This is a genomic window from Amorphoplanes digitatis, from assembly GCF_014205335.1.
In the GTDB taxonomy this organism is placed as follows: domain Bacteria; phylum Actinomycetota; class Actinomycetes; order Mycobacteriales; family Micromonosporaceae; genus Actinoplanes; species Actinoplanes digitatus.
In genome coordinates, this window is record NZ_JACHNH010000001.1 from 4,616,036 (window position 1) to 4,634,274 (window position 18,239).

Below are 18,239 nucleotides of genomic sequence, written 5' to 3' on the forward strand. Positions count from 1 at the left end.
CTACAGTGATCCAGTGTCAACCTGGCCCACGAGCGAAGCCCACCACCGCTGGCTGGACCAGCACACCCGCGATCTGCTGGCCTTCGGCCGGCGGACCGCCGACCCCGAGGGCGGCGCCCGCTGGCTCGGCGCCGGCGGCCTGCCCGATACCGAGCGGCCGACATCCACCCTGATCAGCAGCAGGATGGCCCACGTGTACGGCATCGGTACGCTGCTCGGCGTGCCCGGCTCGGCGCCGATCGCGCTGAGCGCCCTGCAAGGGCTGACCGACCGCCTGCGCGACCCGGAACACGGCGGATGGTTCCCCTCGACCGAGGATAAAACGGTCAAGTCCTGCTACGACCAGGCGTTCGTGCTGCTTGCCGCGGCGACGACCGCGGCGGCCGGGCTGCCCTGGGCGGCCGAGCTGTTCGCCGAGGCCGAGATCGTCTTCCTGCGGCGGTTCTGGGACGACAACGCCGGCCGGTGCGTCGACACCTGGAACGCGGACTTCACCAAGCTGGAGGACTACCGCGGCCTCAACGGCAACATGCACGCGGTCGAGGCGATGCTGACCGCCGCCGGCGTCACCGGCGACGAGAAGTGGCTGGACCGGGCGATCCGCGTCTGCTGGTTCGTCGCCAAGATCGCCGAGGCGCACGACTGGCGCATCCCGGAGCACTACGACCGGAGCTGGCAGCCCCTCCCGGAGTTCAACCGCCAGCGGCCGGACGACCCGTTCAAGCCGTACGGTGCGACGGTCGGCCACGGCCTGGAATGGGCGCGGCTGTTCCTGCACGCCGAGGCCGCACGGCCGCCCGGCTCGGACCGATGGCTCGCGGAGGCCGCGGCGGAGCTCTTCGACCGCGCGGTGCGCGACGGCTGGTCGGTCGACGGCCTGCCGGGATTCGTCTACACCACCGACTGGTCGGGCACCCCGGTGGTCCGCGACCGGATGCACTGGGTGGCGGCGGAGGGGATCAGCGCGGCGGCGGCCCTGCACCACCGCTTCGGCAAGGAGCAGTACGCGACCTGGTACCGCACCTGGTGGGACTACAGCGCGACGTACCTGCTGGACCACGAGCAGGGTTCGTGGTTCCACCAGCTCAACGCGGAGAACGAGCCGACGGACACGGTGTGGCCGGGCAAGCCGGACCTGTACCACGCACTACAGGCGACCCTGACGGCCCGGTTGCCGCTCTACCCGATGCTCGCACCCGCCGTCGCCGCGACCCTCGCCTAGCCCTCGACACTGACCGGCGGTCGTCCTCGTGAGGACGACCGCCGCGTCCTGAACGGCCCACTCGGATCGGTCAACGGCGCACCCGATAGCGCAGGTGAAGCACCCGGTTGCCCTGAACGACCACGTCCGGGCCTTCCAGCAGGTGCTGCGCGTCGACGGAGCCGAAGTAACGCTTACCGGACCCGAGCACGACGGGTGCGACGTCCATGCGTACCTCGTCGACCCAGCCCGCGGCGAGCGCCTGGCCGCCGACGTCGCCGGCGGCGAACTCGACAGTGCGGTCACCCGCAAGCTCCCGCGCCTTGGCCACGGCCGCCTCGATGCCGTCGACGAAATGGAACGGCGCCCGCAGGTCCCACCCCTCGGGCGCACCACGGTGGCTCACCACGACCACATGGTCGATCCCGCTCGGAGGCGTCCCGTCCCAGCCGTCGGTGATGTCGAAGGCGTGACGGCCGGCGATTGTCACCCCGACCTCGTCCCAGTACGGCCGGACGTGGTCGAACGAAGCCCGCGACACCTTCAGCACGCCACCGTCGTCCAACGGCACGTCACCGCTGACCAGCCACTCGAAGATCGGACCGGGATCGTCGTTCTCGGCCGCGATGAAGCCATCCACCGAAACCGACGCGTTCATTACCACTTTCCCCATGGACTCCTCCTCTGTGCGGAGGCCCAAGTCTTGTGCGGCGTGAACTGTCGCTCTTGTACGAAATCAATCGGCCGGCAGCGGCCAGCCGTCCAGGACGTGGTCGGGATGATCGCGCAGGAATCGCCGCCGGACCTCGGCGTACCGGGTCGGCGTGAGCCCGGTGAACTCCCGGAACTCGCGCACGAAGTGGGCCTGGTCGAAGTAGCCCGCGCCGGCGGCGACGTCTCCCCAGTCGATCGGTGCGGCCACGTCCAGCGCCAGCACGGCGGAGCTGAAGCGGTAGCCGCGAGCCAGCCGCTTCGGCGTGACACCGACCACGGCCTTGAAGCGCTTCGCCAGATACGTGCTGCTGGCGCGGGCCGCCACACCGATGTCGCTGATCGGCACCGTCCCGCCTGTCGCCGCGACGGCGCTGCTCACGTGGCGGACCAGGTCAAGACCGTCGATCACCCGCAGCCGTCGTACCAGCTCCCGCTCGAGCACCATCAGCATTTCGTGCGGTGCGTCCGCCAAGGTCAGTCGGTGTCGCAATTCGGCGACAGCGGGCCGGCCCCAGATCTGCTCCACCGTCGCGGGCCGGTCGCACAGCTCGGCCGCGGGCATCGGAAGGAACGGTGCCAGGCCCCACGGCCTGAAGTGGACGCCGACGGACCGGGTCGGGGTCGGGTAGCCGAACTCCCACGCACGCGTGGGCGTGGTGACCGCGCAGCCGTCGGCGTACTCCACGGCGTCCACGTCGGTGCCGGCGCGGATGAGGAACGGCGCCCCGAGGTTGACGATGAGCAACGGCGCGGGCGCCGCCGGCAGCATCAACCGGGAGTACGGCGGGGCGCCCTCCAGGTAGTAGAGGTCGCCGATCAGCCCGTCCAGCGGTGGACCGGGCACCCTGGACACATACTCCACGCAGACATTATCGCCGCCGGCGGCGACCCCGGCCCCGTCCGGGCCGGGTCGCCGCGCGGGGGTTCAGACGCCGGCGAGCCGGCGTGACGACGAGCGCAGGTAGACCGCCCAGGTGACCAGCACGCACAGCGCGTAGAACCCGATGAAGGCGAGGTAGGCCGCGTCGGCCGTCTTGTAGGTCAGGAACGACTGGCGGAAGGCCAGGTTGACCAGGACGCCGCCGAAGGCGCCGACGGCGCCGGCGATGCCGATCACCGCGCCGGAGAGCCGGCGGGCCTCGTGCTCCTCGCCCGGGTTCTTCAGCGCGAAGATGCGCGGGATCATCTTGTACGTCGAGCCGTTGCCGATGCCGCTGAGGACGAACAGGGAGATGAAGCCGACCAGGTACAGCGGCAGCGAGCGCAGCTGCGAGGCCAGCAGGACGATGCTCGCGCCGGCCGCCATCGCCACGAAGTTCCAGAACGTCACCCGGGCGCCGCCGAGCCTGTCCGCCAGCGCGCCGCCGACCGGGCGGATCAGCGAGCCGAGCAGCGGGCCGAGGAACGTCAGGTACGCAGCCTTCACCGGGGTGCTGAAGTCCGTCGCGAACTGGACCTGGAGCACCTGGCCGAAGGCGAAGCCGAAGCCGATGAACGAGCCGAAGGTGCCGATGTAGAGGAACGACATGATCCAGGTGTGCGGTTCCCGGACGGCGTCGCGCATACCCCGCTTCTCGTTGCGGGCCTGCGTCAGGTTGTCCATGTACATGGCCGAGCCGACCGCCGCGATCACGATGAACGGGATGTAGATGCCCGCCACCAGGCCCGGGTGCCCGGCGCCGAAGAACGCCAGGACGAAGAGGCCGACCAGTTGCACGGCCGCGACGCCGAGGTTGCCGCCGCCGGCGTTGATGCCCAGCGCCCAGCCCTTGAGCCGGTCCGGGTAGAACGCGTTGATGTTCGCCATCGAGGAGGCGAAGTTGCCGCCGCCGACGCCCGCGACGGCCGCGAGCAGGATCAGCGTGGTGTACGAGACGCCCGGCTCGATCAGGAACGCGGCCAGGACCGCCGGGATCAGCAGCAGCGACGCGCTGATGATGGTCCAGTTGCGGCCGCCGAAGCGGGCCACCGCGAACGTGTACGGGATCCGCAGCGCACCGCCGACCAGCGCGGGCACGGCGGTGAGCATGAACTTGCCGGCCGGGTCGATGCCGTACGCGGGGCCGAGGAAGAGCACGAGCACGGACCACATCGTCCAGACGGAGAAGCCGATGTGCTCGGAGAAGATCGAGAAGATCAGGTTGCGCCGGGCGATCCGGGCGCCGCCGGCCTCCCAGAACGCGGGATCCTCCGGCCGCCAGTCGTCGATCCAATGCCCTCGCACGGTGCGGGCGGCGGGGCGTTCCAGGGTGGTGGTGCTCATGAGGAAACCTCCGAGGAAGCACGGGTGGTGACTACGAGGTGGTTGTCGTCGTCGACGTCGACGTCGTAGACGGTCAGGTCGGGCAGGCCGCTCAGCGAGCAGCCGGTGTTGAGGTCGAAGGCGTTCAGGTGCAGCGGGCAGACGACGACCTTCAGGTCGATCTGCCCGTCCGCGAGTGGCCCGCCGCGGTGCGGGCAGACCGCCTGGAGGGCGCGCAGCGAGCCGTCCCGCAGCCGGAACACGGCGACCATCTCGCCGTCGACGGCGTAGGTGCGGCCCTCGCCAAGGGGAATCTCGTCGAGGTGCCCGAGGCGCGTCACGCGACGACCTCGGAGACCCGGACCGGTACCTGCGGCAGCACGACAAGCGGCAGCGAGGTGCGGAACTGGCCGGGAGTGACCGGCTCGGCCCGCTCACGCCAGGGGTCGCGGTAGGCGCCGACGGACGCCTCCATGGCGGCGTCCAGGTCGGCGGCGATGCCGTCGCTGTCGTCGACGACGATCGCCCTGACCCGGTCGATGCCGATCCGCGGCACGAACGAGTAGGTGCGCTCCAGCCAGTTGGCGTTCTCGCGGTAGTACTGGAGGAAGCGGCCGGTGAGCGTGACGACCTCGTCCGGGGTGTCCACCGTGGCGAGCAGGTCGCCCTTGCGGATGTGCGCGCCGGCCGCGCCGCCGACGTAGATCTCCCAGCGGCCGCCGTCGATGGCGACGACGCCCAGGTCCTTCACGTACGCCTCGGCGCAGTTGCGCGGGCAGCCGGTGACGGCGAGCTTCATCTTGCCGGGGCCCTCGATGCCCTGGAAGCGCTCCTCCAGGGCGATGCCGAGCGCGGTGGAGTCGCCGACGCCGAAGCGGCAGTAGTCCGAGCCGACGCAGGTCTTCACGGTCCGGAAGCTCTTCGCGTACGCGTACCCGGACGGCATGTCCAGGTCGGCCCAGATCTTCGGCAGCGTCTCCTTCGGGATGCCGAGCAGGTCGATGCGCTGCCCGCCGGTCAGCTTCACCATCGGTACGGCGTACTTCTCGGCCACCTCGGCGATCCGCCGCAGCTGCGCCGGGGTGGTGACGCCGCCCTTCATCTGCGGCACCACGGAGAACGTGCCGTCGCGCTGGATGTTGGCGTGCACCCGGTCGTTGATGAACCGCGAGTCGCGCTCGTCGACGTACTCCTCGCCCCACATCATCTTGAGCAGCGAGGCGAGACCCATCTTGCTCTTGGCGTCCTCGGCGCCGCCGGGCACCAGCTTGGCGAAGACCGACGAGACCGAGCGCAGGCCGTGCGCGCGGATGGCGGTCATCAGCTCCTGCTTGGGCATCGGTACGCCGGGCACGTACCAGCTCGCCGCGGGGTCCTCCTCGACCTCGCCGCCGGCCGCCCATTCGACGATCCGCTGCACCAGGGGCTTGCAGGTGCCGCAGCCCTTGCCGGCCCGGGTCTTGTCCATCACCCCGTTGACCGTCTTGCAGCCGGCGTTGACCACGCCGCAGATCGCGCCCTTGCTGACGCCGTTGCAATTGCACACCTGCGCGTCGTCCGGCATGTCCTCGGGCTTGACCTCGCCGGCCGGGCCGCCGAGGTCGAACATCAGCTCGGCCCGCTCGTCGGGCAGCGCCATGCCCCGGTCGAAGGCCTGGATCAGCGCGGCCGCCTTGCGGTTGTCGCCGACCAGGGTGGCGCCGACCAGCAGCCCGTCGCGGATGATGACCTGCTTGTAGATGCCCTTCCTCGGCTCGCTGTAGACGATCACCTCGTCGTCGGGGCCCTCCGGCTCCTTGAGGCCCATCGCGGCGACGTCGATGCCGGCGACCTTGAGCTTGGTGGACAGCTTCGAGCCGGTGTACGCGGCCGCGGCGTTACGCCCGGTGACGTGGTCGGCGAGCACCTTCGCCTGGTCCCACAGCGGTGCGACCAGGCCGTACAGCTCGCCGCGGTGCTGTGCGCACTCGCCGACGACGTAGATGTCGTCCTCGCCGTCCGCGCGCATCTGGTCGTCGACGACGATGCCGCGCTCGACGGTCAGGCCGCTGTCGGCGGCGACCTGGGTGTTCGGCCGGATGCCGGCGGCGACCACGACCACGTCGCAGTCGATGACGGTGCCGTCGGCCAGCTTGACCCCGGTGACCCGGTCCTTGCCGAGGATCTCGGTGGTCATCGCGTCCACGATGACGTCGACGCCGAGCTTGCCCTCGACGCTGGCCTTGAGCATCGCGCCGGCCCGCTCGTCGAGCTGCATGTTCATCAGGTGGCCCATGGCGTGCAGCAGGGTCACGTGGCTGACGTGGTTCTGCAGGCCGCGCGCCGCCTCCAGGCCGAGCAGGCCGCCGCCGATCACGACCGCCCGCTCGTGGTCCCGGGCGTACCGGATCATGCCGCGGGTGTCGTCGAGCGTGCGGAAGGCGAAGACGCCCTGGTGGAAGCCGCGCTTCGGGTTGTGGATGCCCTTGATCGGCGGGGTCCACGAGCTGCTGCCGGTGGCGATGATCAGCTTGTCGTACGGGGTACGCGTCCCGTCGGTCGCGATGACCACCTTGTGCCGGCGGTCGATCTTCTCGATCCGGGTGCCGGTGTGCAGCGTGATGTCGTTGTCCGCGTACCAGCTCAGGTCGTTCAGGAAGATCCCGGCCTCGTCCTCCACCCCGGCGAGCAGGTTGGAGAGCATGATCCGGTTGTAGTTGCCGTACGGCTCGTCGCCGAACATGGTGATCTCGAAGCGGTCCGCGCCGCCACGGGCGAGGATCTCCTCGACCGTGCGGGCGCCCGCCATGCCGTTGCCGATGACCACGAGTCGTTCCATCAGAGCTCCACCAGCCTCGGGTCGCGCGGGTGTCGGGGTGTGGAATGCACCTAGGTGGTCCCTTCTCGATGGGGGGCTGGGCAGATGGCGACCGCGCACGCCTTGAAGGCGGGCATCTTGGAGTGCCGGTCGAGCGCCGGGTCGGTGAGCAGGTTGACGGCCTGATCGCCGCCCCAGTGGAACGGCGCGAAGACCGTGTCGGCCCGGATGCCCGGGTTGAACCGGGCCCGGAACAGCGCCTTTCCGCGGCGGGTGCGCAGCTCGACCATGTCGCTGTCGGCGACGCCGAGCCGCCGGCCCAGGTCGGGGTGCAGTTCGACGCGCGGCTCGGGCAGGGAGACGGTGAGCGCGCCGACCCGGCGTGTCTGGTTGCCGCTCTGGTACTGCTGCATGTTGCGGCCGGTCGTCAGCACGTACGGGAATTCGTGGTCCGGCATCTCGTGCGGATCGCGGTGCTCGACCCGGATGAACCTGGCCCGGCCGTCCGGGGTCGGGAACGTGTCGGCGAACAGCCGCGGCGTGCCGGGGTGGTCCTCGGCCGGGCACGGCCAGAAGACGCCCTGCTCGGCCTCGATGCGCTCGTAGGTGATGCCGGCGTAGTCGGCGATCCCGCCGGCGCTGGCCCGGCGCAGCTCGTCGAAGACGGTCCGCGGGTCGTCGCTGAAGAACTTCCCGCGCCCGAGCCGCTCGGCGAGCCCGGTCAGGAACTGCAGGTCGGTGCGGACGTCCGGCGGCGGCGGAAGCGCCATCTTGCGGCGGATGACCCGGCCCTCGAGGTTGGTCATCGTGCCCTCCTCCTCGGCCCACTGGGCGGTCGGCAGGACGACGTCGGCGAGCGCGGCGGTCTCGGAGAGAAAGATGTCGGAGACGACGAGCAGGTCGAGGGCGCGCAGCCGGTCGATGACGTGCCCGGCGTGCGGCGCGGAGACGGCCATGTTGCTGGCCAGCACCAGCAGGACCCGGACACCGCCCTCGGTGCCGAGGCGGTCGAGCATCTCGTACGCGGAGACGCCGGGCTGCGGCAGCTCGCCGGGGTCGACGCCCCAGACCGCGGCGACGTGCGCCCGGGCGGCGGGGTCGTCCAGGCGCCGGTAGCCGGGCAGCTGGTCGGCCTTCTGCCCGTGCTCGCGCCCGCCCTGCCCGTTGCCCTGGCCGGTGATGGTGCCGTAGCCCGAGTTCGGCCGCCCGACCAGGCCGAGGGCGAGCGCGAGGTTCAGGTAGGCCTGCGCCGTGTCGGTGCCGTTGCTGTGCTGCTCGGCGCCGCGCGCGGTGAGGATCATCGACGGGCGTTCGGTGGCGAGCAGCCGGACGGTCTCGCGCAGGTCCGCCTCGCTGACGCCGGTCATCCGCTCGACCCGCTCGGGCCAGTAGGAGGCGACCGCCGCGCGGACGGCGTCGAAGCCGGTGGTCCGGTCCCGGATGTACTCCTCGTCGAGCAGCCCCTCCCGGATCGCGATGTGCAACAGGCCGTTGGCCAGCGCCAGGTCCGTGCCGGGCAGGGGTTGCAGATGCCGGTACGCGCCCGCCGCCGTCGCCGTGCGCCGCGGGTCGACGACGATGTGCCGGGCGCCCTCGGCCCGGCCGGCGTCGAGGTACTGCATGGACGGCGGCATCGCGTCGGCCGGGTTGGCGCCGACCAGCAGCACGGTCCGCGCGCCGGCCACGTCCTCGAGGGGGAACGGCAGGCCGCGGTCGATGCCGAGCGCGCGGTTCCCGGCGGTGGCGGCCGACGACATGCAGAACCGGCCGTTGTAGTCGATCGACGCGGAGCCCAGCCCCACCCGGACGAACTTGCCGAGCGTGTACGCCTTCTCGTTGGTGAGCCCGCCGCCGCCGAACGCGCCGACGCTGTCCGGGCCGTACTGCGCCTGGCTGCGCCGGATCGCCGTGACGATGCGCTCGTACGCCTCGTCCCAGGTCGCCTCGCGCAGCGGGCTGGTGCGGTCGCCCGGTTCCTTGCGGACCAGCGGGGTGAGCAGCCGGTCGGTGTGGTCGAGCAGCTCGGCCGCGGTCCAGCCCTTGGCGCACAGGCCGCCCCGGTTGACGGGGAACTCGGTGGGTTCGAGCCGGACCCGCGGGATCTCGGGCGTCAGCGCGATGCCGCACTGCAACGCGCAGTACGGGCAATGCGTATCGGTCACGGTCACGTGGATGATGTTCGTCGTTCACCGTTACCGCACCGGACCGTCGCGATTGCCGCGGCGTTCGGAAATCCCTACAAGCGGCTCGGCGCCAATGTGAGGTGCTGGTAACGGGCGAGCACAAGATCGACTACCGCTGGGTCGGCGCAGAGCGGCGGCGTCACGGCGTCGGCGCCGGCCCGGTGCAGCGAACGGTAGAACAGGCCCTCGGCCAGCAGGTACGCCGCGACGGTTATCCGCCGCGCGCCGCGCGCACGGAGGTCGGCGACCACGTCGGGCACCCGCAGCTCGGCGCCGGAAGCGTACGCCACGTGCGCGTTCAGCCGGGCGGCGACGTCGGCGATGTCGGCACGCCAGCCCGGATCCGAGGAGCCCGCCGCGGCCAGTACCACCGTGCCGGCGTCACCGAGGTGCCGCCGCAGGCTCTCGACCAGCACGGGATCCGGGCCGAGCGGGGCGGTGGCGACCGCGCCGGCGCCGGCGACGGCCTCGGCGATGTCCACGCGTACGTGGTAGCCGGACGACAGCAGCAGCGGCACGACCACGGTGTCCGGGCCCTGGATCGCCTCGCCGACGCGGGGGTGCTGCACGTCGGCGAAGGCGAGCCGGACGTCCACGTCCGGGCGCCGGCAGGCGACACGGTCGACCAGGTCACGGATCTGCGCCTGTCCGGCCGCGGACCGGGTACCGTGCGCCACCGCCAACAGCACGGGGAGGCTCATGTCGCCACCTCGTCGACGCGGAGGCGGTAGCCGCGTTTGATGACCGTCTCGATGTGGCCGGCGGAGCCGAGCGCGGTGCGCAGCCGGGCGATCGCGACGTCGACGGCGTGCCCGTCGTTGCCCCGCGGCAGGGAGCCGGCGAGGCGGTCCTTGGGCACGACCGCGCCCGGCCGGGCCGCGAGCACGCCGAGTATCGCCATCGCGGCCGGCGCGAGGGTCTGTAGCCGGCCGTCGATGAGCACGGCGTGGCCGCGGATCTCCAGGAGCGTGCCGGCGACCGTGAGCCGCGCGGCCCGCCGCGGCAGCTCGTCGGTGACGACCTTGACCAGGGCGCCCAGCCGGGAGCGGTGCGGCGTCACCACCGGGATGTCCCGTTCGACGAGCGAGGCGGCGGTGACCGGGCCGACGCAGGCGGCCATCGTGCCGGTGCGGAACCGGTCGAGCACGTCGGCGGCGTCGTCCCCGGCGATCTCCAGCAGCGCCTGCACCGCCGGTGCGCTGGTGAACGTGACGGCGTCGACCTGGCCGGCGGCGAGCTGACCGACGAGCCGCCGTACGGGCGCGACGTCCGGCGGCAGCGTCCAGCGGTACACCGGCACCTCCACGACGGCGGCGCCGGCCGCCCGCAGGCCGGCTACGAACTCCGCCTGCGGCCCGCCGTGCAGCTGCACCGCGATGCGCCGCCCGGCGATGCCCTGCGCCAGCAGCCGCTCGAGGATCTCCTCGCACGACTCGCTCGGCGCCGACCAGTCCTCGCTCAGATCGGCGGCCCGGATCGCACCGCAGGGCTTGGCGCCGCGGGCGATGAGCCGGGCCCGGCTGAGCGCGGCCCGCAGGGTGTCGCCCATCCCCCAGCCCTCGGCGGCCTCGAGCCAGCCCCGGAAGCCGATACCGGTGGTGGCGACCACGATGTCGGGCGCGAGGCCGACGCAGGCCTCGGTCGCGGCGTGCAGCGCCTGGTCGTCGCCGAGCGGAACGATCGTGATCGCGGGCGCGATCACCACCTTGGCGCCGCGCCGCTGGAACAGGGCCGCGAGCTCGTCGCGGCGCCGTTCGGCGGTGACCGCGACGGTGTAACCGGCGAGCGGCGCTGCGGGGGCATCAGGGGCGGGAGCGCTCGCAGGCGTCACCGGCCCGGTCAGGTCGGCCATGCGGTCAGCGTGCCCACCAGCCATTACCTGCACGCGTTGGAAATGTTTCGGTCATGAAAACCGCGCATCACATCGGCGATCAAGATCCGGTGAGATCGCCCGGCGGCGCCCCGGCCCGTACCGGAACGGGGCGCCGGACGGCTCAGTCCTCGTAGAGGTCGAACGTCACGACGGGGCGGGCACCCAGGTCGTAGTCGACCGTGCAGCGCAGATCCGACGGCGCCCAGCAGTTGACCTCGGTGTCGTCCATCCACGGGTTCTTCCAGGCGAGCCGCACCTGGCCGGAGGTCGTCGAGAGGACGATGGTGGCCGCGGTGCCGCCCTGCTCCGTGCTCGACGTCGAGCCGAACCTGACGACCTTGAGCGACCTGATGGTCTTCGGCTTGGTCATCCACCAGCCCTCGGTGACCTTGGTCTGGCCGGGCACCAGGTTGAGCTGCCGCATGGTGTGGTTCTTGAAGATCGCGTAGACCTTACGGTCGCCGGGCGCCCGCACCGTCGCGTCGGGCGCGGCCTGGGCGACGCCCTGGATTCCACCGGCGAGGGCGGCCGCGGTCAGCGCGACGGCGCCCGCGGCGCGCGCCAGCGAGCTGCGGTAACGAGAAAAGCTCATGGGCGATCTTCCTCCTGAATCGGGGATGCGGCCTTAATGGCCTTCGCCAGTATTGCGGAATTCACGCACGCCATCTCCCAAACCGAGAGATATCGATATTCGTAACAGATTCACATATATCGGCGGACCTGCGCGATGTCGGCCGCGCCTCGGAGAACCGATTTCAACCGCGGTCGGATCGCATTCGACAAGAACCGGGCCGCAATTAAGGAAGGCTTCGGACGCGGCTCAAAAAAAGGAGGCAACGCCCGATGACGGACGCTGCCCCAGACCCCGGCCCACAAGGCCGCTCAGATCACGGATGACCTACGGCGGCCCCTCGCGATCGAGGCCACCGCCGTAACGGCCGGGGCTCTCCCGCTCCCCCTCGTTCCCGTCGCTCTCGCCGTCAGCCTTTTCGACGACGAACTGTTCGTGCTCCTCGGCGAAGTCGCCGGTCTGCTCGTCGGGGTCGCCGAGCGGCTCGAGGCCGGCGCCCGTGGCAGGTTCACGCCCGGAAGTACGCATGTCACGGACGTTCCCGTACCGGGCACGCCCAAACACCGCCAAGAAAGGTCTGAGCTGGGCATTCCCGCTCCGTACGCGCGCGGATTCCGAAAGAGCGGGAGCACGCCGTCACCGACCGCGGCCGAACCGGCGACGCTTCGGCTGCCGGCCGAAGCGTCGTTGCACGGCGTCCGCCCCCTGGCGGAGCAGGCGGGTGCCCCTGCTCGGACCGCGCCGAGCCTCGACCACGTCGCTGAGCTTGCGGGCGCCGGCCACCGCGGCAGGCACGGCGACCGCCATCAGGACGAAACGTCGGATCAAAGTGAGAATCATGGTCCCGCAATGCCCCGCGGCCCGCGCCGCCAAGCGTGGCCGGGCCGGACGTACGTGGCAGGTGTGAATCTCGGTGACTCGAGGGAGCGGCCTCGCCGACCGCTCGCACCACGGCCCAGGTTTGGCCCGGCACATCGCGGGCAGCACAGTCATAACCAACGAAAGGGGCTGACCATGGGTCTCCTCGACAAGGTAAAGGACCTGGCCAACAAGCACGACGACAAGGTCGACCAAGGTCTGGAAAAGGTCGGCGATCAGATCGACACACGGACCGGCGGCAAGTTCGCCCAACACGTCGACAAGGGCGTGGACGAGGCGCAGCGGCGGACGGGATCCGGCGACACCGTTCAGTAGCACCGGCGCATCCGGTGCCGGAACACGAACGGGGTTGTCGGCACCGGTGCGGCCCACCATGGGTGCCGCGCGTGCAGGACGTTTTCCTGTTCACGCAGGGGGTAACTCACCGTCATGGGGGAATCAGGCAACGGTAGGGTCGCGCGTCACACGCTGGTCGTCCTCGGCCTGCTGCTCGCCACGCTCACGGTCGTGTTCCTGGGGTACGAGACCCGCAGGGTATTGACCTGGATCGCCATAGCGGCCTTCTTCGCGGTGGCGCTGCACCCGGCCGTGACCTGGATGACCCGCAAGGTGAGGTTCTGCAAACGCTGGCTGGCGACACTGCTCGTCTACCTGGCGACGGTCGCGGTGCTGGGAGGCCTGGTCACGCTGTTCGTCCTGCCGCTGGCGCACGAGGCGGGCCAGGTGGTCGCGAACTTCCCGACGTTCGTCGAGGATCTTCAGAACGGTCGTGGACCGGCCGGACGGCTGATCGAGCGATTCCACCTCCTCGAATACGCGCAGAACAACTCCGACCGGATCCGTGAGTACGCGTCCGGCCTGGGCGCACCGACGCTGTCGTTCCTGCGCGCGATGGCCACCGGCGTCGCCGGCATCGTGACCATCTTCGTGCTGTCGTACCTGATGGTCCTGGAAGCGCCGAAGATCGTCGACGGGTTCCTCGGCCTGTTTCCCCCGCGGCGTGCCGAGCACCTCCGTCGCGTCGGCCGGGACTGCGCCAGGACGATCACCGGCTACATCACCGGCAATCTCCTGATCAGCGCCATCTGCGGGACGCTGACCTTCGTGGTGCTCACGGTGATGGGTGTTCCGTTCGCGGGCCTGATCGCGCTGTTCGTCGGGCTTGCCGACCTCATCCCGCTGGTCGGCGCCACGCTCGGCGCGGTCGTCGCCACCGCCGCCGCGCTCTTCGAATCGACAACGGCCGGGATCGTGGTCCTGGTCTTCTTCGTGCTCTACCAGCAACTGGAGAATCACCTGCTCCAACCCCTGATCTTCGCCCGTACGGTGAAGCTGAACCCGCTCACCGTCCTCGTCGCGATCCTCATCGGGGTGGAACTAGCCGGGCTCCTCGGCGCGCTGCTGGCGATCCCGGTCGCCGGCATCCTGCAGATCCTCGCCCGTGACATCTGGGACACCCACCGCGGACGCCTCACGGCCGAACCCACGGCCGGCGAGGACCGCCAGGCCGAGCGCGCCGCCGCCGCAGGGGCGGCCGACACCCACTCCGCCTTGACAACGAGCGCCGCCGAACCGGAGCTGTCCCGCTCCACCAACACCCGCAACGACTGAGCTTCGTCTCCCGAACCGGGAGATGTCGATACCCGCAACCGACTCACATATCTTGCGCCGTATCGCCGCCATTTCGGCGAGCGCCCGCAGCGCTTTCCCGGCCGTCTCGCCGCAATCGAGGAAAGGCTTCCCGGTGGCGACCTCCGCCGCATCCTGTACATTGACTGTTGTCAATGTAGAAGCCGGAGGTTCCGCGATGCGAAGAAGGATCGCCTTCCCGGGCGTGCTGATCACCCTGACCCTCGGCATCGGCGCGGGTGCCGTCGCGAGCGCTACGCCGGCCGCCGCGCTCGAGCCCGATCTCGACAACCCGCAGGTGGTGGCGACGGGGCTGACCGTGCCGTGGGGTCTCGGATTCCTGCCCGACGGCAGCGCGCTGGTCGCGGAACGCAACAGCGCCCGCGTCCTTCAGCTGCGCCCGGGCGCCGCCCCGGCCACCGTCGCCACCGTCAACGGCGTCGCGCCGGCCGGCGAGGCGGGCCTGCTCGGCCTGGCGGTGTCACCGACGTTCGCGCAGGACCGGTACGTCTACGTCTACTTCACGGCCGCCACGGACAACCGGATCGCCCGGTTCCGCCTCGACGCGCCGCAGAACCAGGCGGTGATCCTCAGCGGGCTGGCCAAGGCGAGCATCCACGACGGCGGGCGCATCGCGTTCGGCCCGGACGGCATGCTCTACGCGGGCGTCGGCGACGCCGGCAACACGGCCAACTCCCAGAACCCGCAGAGCCGCAACGGCAAGATCCTGCGGATGCGACCGGACGGCGGCGTCCCCGCGTCCGGCAACCCGTTCCCCGGCTCGCTGGTATACAGCCTGGGCCACCGCAACGTGCAGGGCCTGGCCTGGGACGCACAGGGCCGGATGTACGCCTCGGAGTTCGGCCAGAACACCTGGGACGAGGTCAACCACATCGTGGCCGGCGGCAACTACGGGTGGCCCACCGTCGAGGGCCGCGCCGCCGACGCCCGGTTCCGCGACCCGATCGTCGTGTGGACCACGGCGGAGGCGTCACCCAGCGGCGCGACGATCGACGGCACCACCCTGTACGTCGCCGCGCTGCGCGGCCAGCGAATGTGGTCGGTCCCGCTCGACGGCGCCGGCGGGGCCGGCACCCCGGTCCCGCTGCTGCGGGGCCGGTACGGGCGGCTGCGCACCGCGGAACGGGCGCCCGACGGGTCGCTCTGGATCACCACCAGCAACCGTGACGGCCGCGGCTCCCCGGTCGCCGCCGACGACCGGGTGATCCGCTTCCCGGCCCGGGCCTCCTCAGATGGTGAAGCGTGACACCAGCACCTTGAGGTCGCCGGACATCTGAGCGACCTGCTCGGCCGCGGCGTGGGTCTGGATGACACCCCCGCCGGCGACCTGGCTGGCGCCGGCGACGGTCGCGACGTTGGTGGCGATGCCGGCGGAGGCGTCCGCGGCCTCGGTGACGCTGCGGTTGATCTCCTGGCTCGTGGCCGTCTGCTCCTCGACCGCCGAGGCGATGGTCGTCTGGTAGTCGCTGATCTGGCCGATGATGGCGGTGATGCCGGCGATGGCCTCGACGGCCTTGCCGGTGTCGCGCTGGATCGCCTCGACCCGGCCGGCGATGTCCTCGGTGGAGCGGGCGGTCTCCTGCGCCAGCTCCTTGACCTCCGTGGCCACCACGGCGAAGCCCTTGCCCGACTCGCCGGCGCGGGCGGCCTCGATGGTGGCGTTGAGGGCCAGCAGATTGGTCTGCTCGGCGATCGCGGTGATGGCCTTGACCACGTCGCTGATCTGCGACGAGGACTCACCGAGCTGGGCGACCACGGCGGTGGTCGACTCGGCGACCGCGACCGCCTGTGCGGCGACGCCCGCCGCCTGCCCGGCGTTCAGCGAGATCTCCCGGATGGAGGCGCCCATCTGCTCGCTCGCCGCGGCGAGGGCGGAGACGTTCTGCGAGACGTTGCCCGCGGCCTGCGCCACGGCCTCGGCCTCGTTGCCGACCTGGTCGACGCCGCCGGCGATGGTCGCGGACACCTCGGTCAGGTGCCGGGCGGAGGACGCGAGGTCGCCCGCCGCGCCGTCGAGCTCGCGGATCGTCGTACGCATGCTGTCGGTGGCGTGGTTGAGGGCCAGCCCCATCCGGCCGATCTCGTCGCGGGAGGTGACCTCGACCTGCTGGGTGAGGTCGCCCGCGCTGACCCGGCTCAGTACGGCCTCCACCTGCTTGATCGAACGGACACTCCGGCGGATCACCACCCACGCCGCACCGAAGGCGATCAGGAGGCCGACCGCGAGCAGGCCGATGACGAACAGCCGGTTCGCCTGGTAGGAGGCCTCCGCTGCCTTGGCGTTCTCCGCGGCCAGCGCGGTCTCGTCGTTGATCAGCGCGGTGATGACCGCGCCGGACTGGGTCAGCGCCGGCCACAGTTCCCCGAACCGGGCGAGGTACACCTGCGCCTGCCCGGCCTGCGCGGCCGGCAGCAGCGTGCCGTCGCGCTCGGCGCGGAAGTCGGTGAGCGACTTCTTGACCTGGGCGACGCGCGGGTCGCCGCCCAGGGCGCCCAGCTCCGCGTACGTGGCGAGCGCCTTGTCCTGCAACGCGTCCTCGGCCCGGATCTGCTGGATCTTGGTGGCGACCGCGTCCGCGCCCTTCGCCGACGGCAGCGTGGTCAGGCCCAGGAAGCTGCGCAGCGCCGAGGCCCGCAGCGACTCCAGCGCGCTCGAGGGCAGCAGGGCGTGCTGGTAGGTGGCGCGGGCGACCGCGTTGGCCCGCTGCTGGGCGACCAGGCCGCTCCAGCCGACGCCGAGCGCGGTCGCGGCGAGCAGCGCCAGGACGACGAAGAACTTGACGGCCAGCGGGAGGTCGCCCAGCCTGGGGCGCCGCGGCGCGGTGGAGTCCGTGGAGTCGTCGAGCCGGTGTCGCATGGGTGTCGCCCCTCTGGCAGTCGCACAGCGGGGCCGGTCCGGCCTCGCGGCGCCAAAGATCGGCGGCACTGTTCCCCGGATGAGACTTTCGCTACAGAAAGTGTTAGGGCGATTACACCGCCGGGTCGTCGGCGGCGACCCGGCCGGTCCGTGATAGAACGCCGATCATGCGCATCATGTTCGCCGCCGCCCCGCTACAGGGGCATCTGCTGCCGCTGGTCCCGCTCGCGGCGGCCTGCCGCGACGCCGGACACGACGTGATCATGGCCAGCGGCGGCTTCCCGCCCGACGTGCTCGGCCTGCGCAACGCCGACATCGGCGCCGGCTTCAGCCTGCCGCGCACCGCGATCCGGGTGGCCCTGCGGCACCCGCGCATCGCCGCCGCCGAGATGCGCGGCGTCGCCGGCCAGGCCATGGTCGGCGAACTCTTCGGCCGCGCCAACCTGGCCCTGGTCGGCCCCCTGCTGGCGCTGGCCGAGCGGGAGCGGCCCGACCTGATCGTCTTCGAGCCGCTCTGCGAGGCCGGCGCGATCGTGGCCGGCCGCCTGTCCATCCCGTCGGTCCTCCAGGAGAACACCCTCTGGCCCGCCACCGACCTCTTCGAGGCCGTGACGACCAGCACGGCCCTGGCCGGGCAGGACATACCCGCGCCCGGGCTGACCATCACCGTCACCCCGCCGAGCCTGCGGGACTCCCCCGCGGCGCACGCGATCGCGATGCGCCCGGTCCCCTACTCCGGCGGCGGCCCGATCCCGGACTGGCTGCTCACCCCCGGCGACCGCCCCCGCGTCCTGGTCAGCCGCAGCACCCTCAAGGGCCCGAACGACGGCGACCCCGGCCCCGCGGTCATCGCCGCCGCCGAGCGGGTCGACGCCGAGTTCGTGCTGGTACGCCCGGCGAGCACCCGCGGCCTCCCGCCGAACGTGCGCACCGTCGACCGGGTGCCGCTCGACAGGGCCCTTCCGCACGCCGCGGCGTTCATCCACCACTCCGGCGCGGGCAGCGTGCTGGGCGGCCTGGCCGCGGGCGTGCCGCAGCTGACCACTCCCGGCGCGGGCGACCGCAGGTACAACGCGGACCTGCTGGCCCGGCGCGGCGCCGGCCTGGCCGTCGCGGCGAAGGCCATCACCGCCGCCGACCTGATCCGCCTGCTGACCGACGACACGCTGCGCGCCGCGGCCCGCCAGGTCGCGGCGGAGATCGCCGCGATGCCCGAGCCGTCCACAGTGGTCACCGCGCTGGAGAAGCTCGCCGGCGGCTGACGGTCAGGCG

General features: G+C 71.5%; 17 protein-coding genes. 5 read left to right on the forward strand and 12 right to left on the reverse strand.

Features of this window, described 5'->3' with window-relative positions; genetic code table 11:
• The first annotated feature begins 13 nt into the window (after positions 1 to 13).
• Positions 14 to 1,222: an AGE family epimerase/isomerase gene (locus BJ971_RS20250; RefSeq protein ID WP_184994818.1), complete on the forward strand. Its 1,209-nt coding sequence runs from the start codon at positions 14 to 16 to the stop codon at positions 1,220 to 1,222.
• A 70-nt stretch (positions 1,223 to 1,292) separates the two neighbouring features.
• Here the strand turns inward: BJ971_RS20250 and BJ971_RS20255 are convergent, their stop codons facing one another.
• The 11 genes from BJ971_RS20255 to BJ971_RS20305 all read right to left on the reverse strand — a co-directional run bounded on the left by BJ971_RS20255 (position 1,293) and on the right by BJ971_RS20305 (position 12,409).
• Complete coding sequence (locus BJ971_RS20255; RefSeq protein WP_184994819.1) at positions 1,293 to 1,874, reverse strand: dihydrofolate reductase family protein; 582 nt, start codon at positions 1,872 to 1,874, stop codon at positions 1,293 to 1,295.
• A 63-nt stretch (positions 1,875 to 1,937) separates the two neighbouring features.
• Positions 1,938 to 2,777 carry a helix-turn-helix domain-containing protein gene (locus tag BJ971_RS20260; RefSeq protein ID WP_184994820.1) on the reverse strand — a complete coding sequence of 280 codons (840 nt, stop codon included), beginning with the start codon at positions 2,775 to 2,777 and terminating at the stop codon, positions 1,938 to 1,940.
• 63 nt (positions 2,778 to 2,840) lie between these two features.
• Positions 2,841 to 4,178, reverse strand: coding sequence for a nitrate/nitrite transporter (locus tag BJ971_RS20265; RefSeq protein WP_184994821.1), 1,338 nt, complete (start codon positions 4,176 to 4,178; stop codon positions 2,841 to 2,843).
• Complete coding sequence (locus tag BJ971_RS20270; RefSeq protein WP_184994822.1) at positions 4,175 to 4,498, reverse strand: Rieske (2Fe-2S) protein; 324 nt, start codon at positions 4,496 to 4,498, stop codon at positions 4,175 to 4,177. Before BJ971_RS20270 ends, BJ971_RS20265 begins: the two co-directional genes overlap by 4 nt.
• Positions 4,495 to 6,975, reverse strand: coding sequence for a nitrite reductase large subunit NirB (gene nirB / locus BJ971_RS20275; protein ID WP_184994823.1), 2,481 nt, complete (start codon positions 6,973 to 6,975; stop codon positions 4,495 to 4,497). Before nirB ends, BJ971_RS20270 begins: the two co-directional genes overlap by 4 nt.
• A 50-nt stretch (positions 6,976 to 7,025) precedes the next feature.
• On the reverse strand, positions 7,026 to 9,122 hold the full coding sequence (locus BJ971_RS20280; protein WP_184994824.1) for a molybdopterin oxidoreductase family protein: 2,097 nt from the start codon (positions 9,120 to 9,122) through the stop codon (positions 7,026 to 7,028).
• A gap of 68 nt (positions 9,123 to 9,190) precedes the next feature.
• On the reverse strand, positions 9,191 to 9,838 hold the full coding sequence (locus tag BJ971_RS20285) for a sirohydrochlorin chelatase (RefSeq protein WP_184994825.1): 648 nt from the start codon (positions 9,836 to 9,838) through the stop codon (positions 9,191 to 9,193).
• Positions 9,835 to 10,989 carry a uroporphyrinogen-III synthase gene (locus BJ971_RS20290; RefSeq protein ID WP_184994826.1) on the reverse strand — a complete coding sequence of 385 codons (1,155 nt, stop codon included), beginning with the start codon at positions 10,987 to 10,989 and terminating at the stop codon, positions 9,835 to 9,837. Before BJ971_RS20290 ends, BJ971_RS20285 begins: the two co-directional genes overlap by 4 nt.
• Before the next feature lie 142 nt (positions 10,990 to 11,131).
• Positions 11,132 to 11,602, reverse strand: coding sequence for a hypothetical protein (locus BJ971_RS20295; protein WP_184994827.1), 471 nt, complete (start codon positions 11,600 to 11,602; stop codon positions 11,132 to 11,134).
• Between the two features lie 306 nt (positions 11,603 to 11,908).
• Positions 11,909 to 12,109, reverse strand: coding sequence for a hypothetical protein (locus tag BJ971_RS20300; RefSeq protein WP_184994828.1), 201 nt, complete (start codon positions 12,107 to 12,109; stop codon positions 11,909 to 11,911).
• A gap of 108 nt (positions 12,110 to 12,217) precedes the next feature.
• A complete protein-coding gene (locus BJ971_RS20305; RefSeq protein ID WP_307837373.1) occupies positions 12,218 to 12,409 on the reverse strand; it encodes a hypothetical protein in 192 nt (63 codons plus the stop codon).
• Positions 12,410 to 12,595: 186 nt separating this feature from the next.
• Here BJ971_RS20305 and BJ971_RS20310 point away from each other — a divergent pair, with 186 nt between their 5' ends.
• From BJ971_RS20310 to BJ971_RS20320, 3 genes are all read left to right on the forward strand, one after another.
• Positions 12,596 to 12,775 (forward strand): antitoxin, encoded by a 180-nt coding sequence (locus BJ971_RS20310; protein WP_184994830.1) that lies wholly within the window; start codon positions 12,596 to 12,598, stop codon positions 12,773 to 12,775.
• A gap of 114 nt (positions 12,776 to 12,889) precedes the next feature.
• Positions 12,890 to 14,071, forward strand: a complete 1,182-nt coding sequence (locus BJ971_RS20315) for an AI-2E family transporter (protein ID WP_184994831.1) — start codon at positions 12,890 to 12,892, stop codon at positions 14,069 to 14,071.
• 196 nt (positions 14,072 to 14,267) lie between these two features.
• Positions 14,268 to 15,356, forward strand: a complete 1,089-nt coding sequence (locus BJ971_RS20320; RefSeq protein WP_184994832.1) for a PQQ-dependent sugar dehydrogenase — start codon at positions 14,268 to 14,270, stop codon at positions 15,354 to 15,356.
• Here the strand turns inward: BJ971_RS20320 and BJ971_RS20325 are convergent.
• Positions 15,339 to 16,967 carry a methyl-accepting chemotaxis protein gene (locus BJ971_RS20325; RefSeq protein WP_184994833.1) on the reverse strand — a complete coding sequence of 543 codons (1,629 nt, stop codon included), beginning with the start codon at positions 16,965 to 16,967 and terminating at the stop codon, positions 15,339 to 15,341. The genes BJ971_RS20320 and BJ971_RS20325 overlap by 18 nt on opposite strands.
• Before the next feature lie 167 nt (positions 16,968 to 17,134).
• Between BJ971_RS20325 and BJ971_RS20330 the strand changes: the two genes are divergently transcribed.
• Positions 17,135 to 18,229, forward strand: coding sequence for a glycosyltransferase (locus BJ971_RS20330; protein ID WP_184994834.1), 1,095 nt, complete (start codon positions 17,135 to 17,137; stop codon positions 18,227 to 18,229).
• The last annotated feature ends 10 nt before the right edge of the window (positions 18,230 to 18,239 follow it).

Bases quoted from the DNA above. Each gene is read 5' to 3' on its own strand.
- BJ971_RS20255 (WP_184994819.1), bottom strand. From the start codon at position 1,874: ATGGGGAAAGTGGTAATGAACGCGTCGGTTTCGGTGGATGGCTTCATC.
- BJ971_RS20265 (WP_184994821.1), bottom strand. From the start codon at position 4,178: ATGAGCACCACCACCCTGGAACGCCCCGCCGCCCGCACCGTGCGAGGG.
- nirB (WP_184994823.1), bottom strand. From the start codon at position 6,975: ATGGAACGACTCGTGGTCATCGGCAACGGCATGGCGGGCGCCCGCACG.
- BJ971_RS20285 (WP_184994825.1), bottom strand. From the start codon at position 9,838: ATGAGCCTCCCCGTGCTGTTGGCGGTGGCGCACGGTACCCGGTCCGCG.
- BJ971_RS20290 (WP_184994826.1), bottom strand. From the start codon at position 10,989: ATGGCCGACCTGACCGGGCCGGTGACGCCTGCGAGCGCTCCCGCCCCT.
- BJ971_RS20295 (WP_184994827.1), bottom strand. From the start codon at position 11,602: ATGAGCTTTTCTCGTTACCGCAGCTCGCTGGCGCGCGCCGCGGGCGCC.
- BJ971_RS20300 (WP_184994828.1), bottom strand. From the start codon at position 12,109: ATGCGTACTTCCGGGCGTGAACCTGCCACGGGCGCCGGCCTCGAGCCG.
- BJ971_RS20310 (WP_184994830.1), top strand. From the start codon at position 12,596: ATGGGTCTCCTCGACAAGGTAAAGGACCTGGCCAACAAGCACGACGAC.
- BJ971_RS20315 (WP_184994831.1), top strand. From the start codon at position 12,890: ATGGGGGAATCAGGCAACGGTAGGGTCGCGCGTCACACGCTGGTCGTC.
- BJ971_RS20320 (WP_184994832.1), top strand. From the start codon at position 14,268: ATGCGAAGAAGGATCGCCTTCCCGGGCGTGCTGATCACCCTGACCCTC.
- BJ971_RS20325 (WP_184994833.1), bottom strand. From the start codon at position 16,967: ATGCGACACCGGCTCGACGACTCCACGGACTCCACCGCGCCGCGGCGC.
- BJ971_RS20330 (WP_184994834.1), top strand. From the start codon at position 17,135: ATGCGCATCATGTTCGCCGCCGCCCCGCTACAGGGGCATCTGCTGCCG.